Source organism: Paraburkholderia sp. 2C, from assembly GCF_054589215.1.
In genome coordinates, this window is record NZ_BAAILL010000032.1 from 305,057 (window position 1) to 307,602 (window position 2,546).

A 2,546-nucleotide genomic window follows, 5' to 3' on the forward strand; every position below is an offset into this window, starting at 1 on the left:
CTCGCGTCGTCTTCGCATGAAATGGGCCCGCGAACGCTTGACCGCGCGCGCTGGCGCCTCGTATTTCGAACAGATCGTCCGGCATCGGATCGGCGGCGCGCCGCGGCCCAAGGAGTTCTATCTGTGAATCCAGTCGATTCGCCAGCCTCGCATGACGCGTTGGCGTCCCCGTCCGCGCCCGCGCTCGCGGTTGCGTCGGCCGCAAGCCGCCTCCCGCTGCGCGTGCTGCATATCCTGCCGTCGCTCGATCCGCGCATGGGAGGCGTCGCCGAAGCGGTCGTGCAGCTGGTCCGGCATATGACGCCGCTCGGCTGCGCGAGCGAGGTCGTGACGCTCGATGCCCCCGACGGTCCCGCTTTCGATCGCGTCGACGCGCCGGTGCATCGCGTCGGGCCCGGCCGCGGCTTCTATGGCTTGAGTGTGCCGCTCGTGCGCTGGCTGCGCGCCAACCGCGCGCGCTTCGATGCATTCGTCGTGCACGGCATCTGGCAATTCCACAGCGTCGCCGCGTGGTCGGGCGTAGTCGGCTCGCGCACGCCGCTGTTCGTGTTCCCGCACGGCATGCTCGACCCGTGGTTCCAGCACACTTACCCGAAAAAGCATCTGAAGAAACGCATCTACTGGGCCCTGCTCGAACAGTGGGTGTTCAATCGCGCCGAACGCGTGCTGTTCACCTGCGAGACCGAGCTCGAGCTCGCGCGCCGGCCGTTTCTCAATGATCGGCACCGGCTCGCGGTTAACGGCTTCGGCATCGACGCGGTGCCCGACGACGACGATATCCCCGCGCAAGCATTCAGCAACGCGTTTCCCGCGGTGCGCGACAAACGCGTGTTGCTGTTCCTCTCGCGCATCCACGAAAAGAAAGGTTGCGACCTGCTGATCGACGCCTTCGCCGACGTCGCGGCCCATGACCCCGACCTGTGCCTTGTGATCGCGGGTCCGGGCGAACCCGCCCTGCTCGAGCGGTTGAAGCGCCAGGCCGCCGCGCGCGGCGTCGCCGAACGCATTGTCTGGACCGGCATGCTCGCCGGCGAACTCAAGTGGAGCGCGCTGCGCACGGCCGAGGTGTTCGTGCTGCCGTCGCACCAGGAGAACTTCGGCATCGCGGTCGTCGAAGCGCTGGCTTCGCGCACGCCCGTCATCATCACGAACAAGGTCAACATCTGGCGAGAAATCGAAGCGTCGGGTGGCGGCTGGGTCTGCGACGATACGCGTGAAAGCGTGGCCGACGCGCTGCGACGCTGGGCGCTCGGTGCGACGACGACGGCCAGCACGCGCGCAGCCATGCGCGATACCGCGCTCGCGTGCTACCAGCGTCATTTCCGTATCGAGACGGCGGCGCGCCGGCTGGTGGGCAGCGTGAGCCTCGCATCCTCTTCACGGAAGCGCTAACCCTATGAACGCGATAATCCGCCGAACCACCGTGGTCACGCCATCGGTTGCCTGCTTCGCCTGCATGATGATCGTCGCCACGCTCGCGCCGCTCGCGCCCGCGCGTGCGAACGCACAAAGCGCCCTGGGCGGCAATCAGAATCACAAGAGCGGAATGAATGGCGTAGGGGGGCTATCCGCATCGCCGCGCACCGGTTCATCGGGCGGCGGCGCGGGCATGTCCTCGCAGGGGCGCGGCTTCGGTTCGTCGGCCGGCGGCCTCGGCAACAGCTTGAGCGGCGGCTTCGGACAGCATGGTTCACGCGGCCCGGCAATGGGCTCCGGCGGCGCGGGGGGCAACGCGACCGGCTCGTCGGCTTCGCGCTTGGGATCGTCCGGCAACAAGGCGCCGAAGTTGAAGCTCAAACCCGCCAGCGAAGCGACGGCGGACACGCCGTCGCACAGCATGTACGACTATAACTACGGCGCCGACGAGACGGGACGCAACGCGAATTCGATCTATAAATCGCGCGCTGACACCGCGCCGACCGACAACTACAAGTTCGGCGCAACCGACCCTCGATGAAGGCGAGCGAAGTTCACACGCTGGCGTTGCGCGGTTTCACCGCGCGCGCGGGGTTGCCCACGTAGACAAACCCTTTTTGCAACGAGCGCACCACCGTGCTGCGCGCGCCCACGACGACGCCATCTTCGATCGTCACGCCAGGCGCGACGAACACATCCGACGCGATCCAGACCTGCGTGCCGATCCGCACTGGCCGTCCGCGAATCGCAAAGTCGACGGTTTCGTAGTCGTGGTCGCCCGCGCAGATATACGACTTCTGCGAAACGACCGAATGCGCGCCGATATCGATCGGCCCGAGAGAATACAGCGTGACGTCGTCGCCGATCCATGCGTAATCGCCGATCGTGACCTTCCACGGGTACGTGACGCTGACCGTCGGCCGGATAATCGCGCCGACGCCGACCCGCGCGCCGAAGCAACGCAGCAGCATGCGCCGCCAGCCGTAAGCGATCTGCGGCGACGGACGGAACAGCAACGCCTGCACGATCCACCAGAGCTGCACATACCAGCCCGGCCGGCCGCGAAAGCCGGCCGGCACCTTGAACAGGGAGAGGTTCAGATAGCGGCCGGGTTCCGTGGCCGCATCGAC

3 protein-coding genes are annotated in these 2,546 nt (G+C 66.9%); 2 read left to right on the forward strand and 1 reads right to left on the reverse strand.

Translation table 11 applies throughout. The annotated features are described in order from the left end of the window. Positions 1–123 precede the first annotated feature (123 nt). Both ACYPXD_RS09565 and ACYPXD_RS09570 read left to right on the forward strand, forming a co-directional pair. Positions 124–1,392: a glycosyltransferase gene (locus tag ACYPXD_RS09565; RefSeq protein WP_459710184.1), complete on the forward strand. Its 1,269-nt coding sequence runs from the start codon at positions 124–126 to the stop codon at positions 1,390–1,392. Positions 1,393–1,396: 4 nt separating this feature from the next. Beyond that, on the forward strand, positions 1,397–1,957 hold the full coding sequence (locus ACYPXD_RS09570) for a hypothetical protein (RefSeq protein WP_459710186.1): 561 nt from the start codon (positions 1,397–1,399) through the stop codon (positions 1,955–1,957). A gap of 13 nt (positions 1,958–1,970) precedes the next feature. On the opposite strand, the gene ACYPXD_RS09575 is transcribed toward ACYPXD_RS09570, so the two are convergent. Further along, positions 1,971–2,516, reverse strand: coding sequence for a WcaF family extracellular polysaccharide biosynthesis acetyltransferase (locus tag ACYPXD_RS09575; protein ID WP_459711415.1), 546 nt, complete (start codon positions 2,514–2,516; stop codon positions 1,971–1,973). Positions 2,517–2,546: the final 30 nt, after the last annotated feature.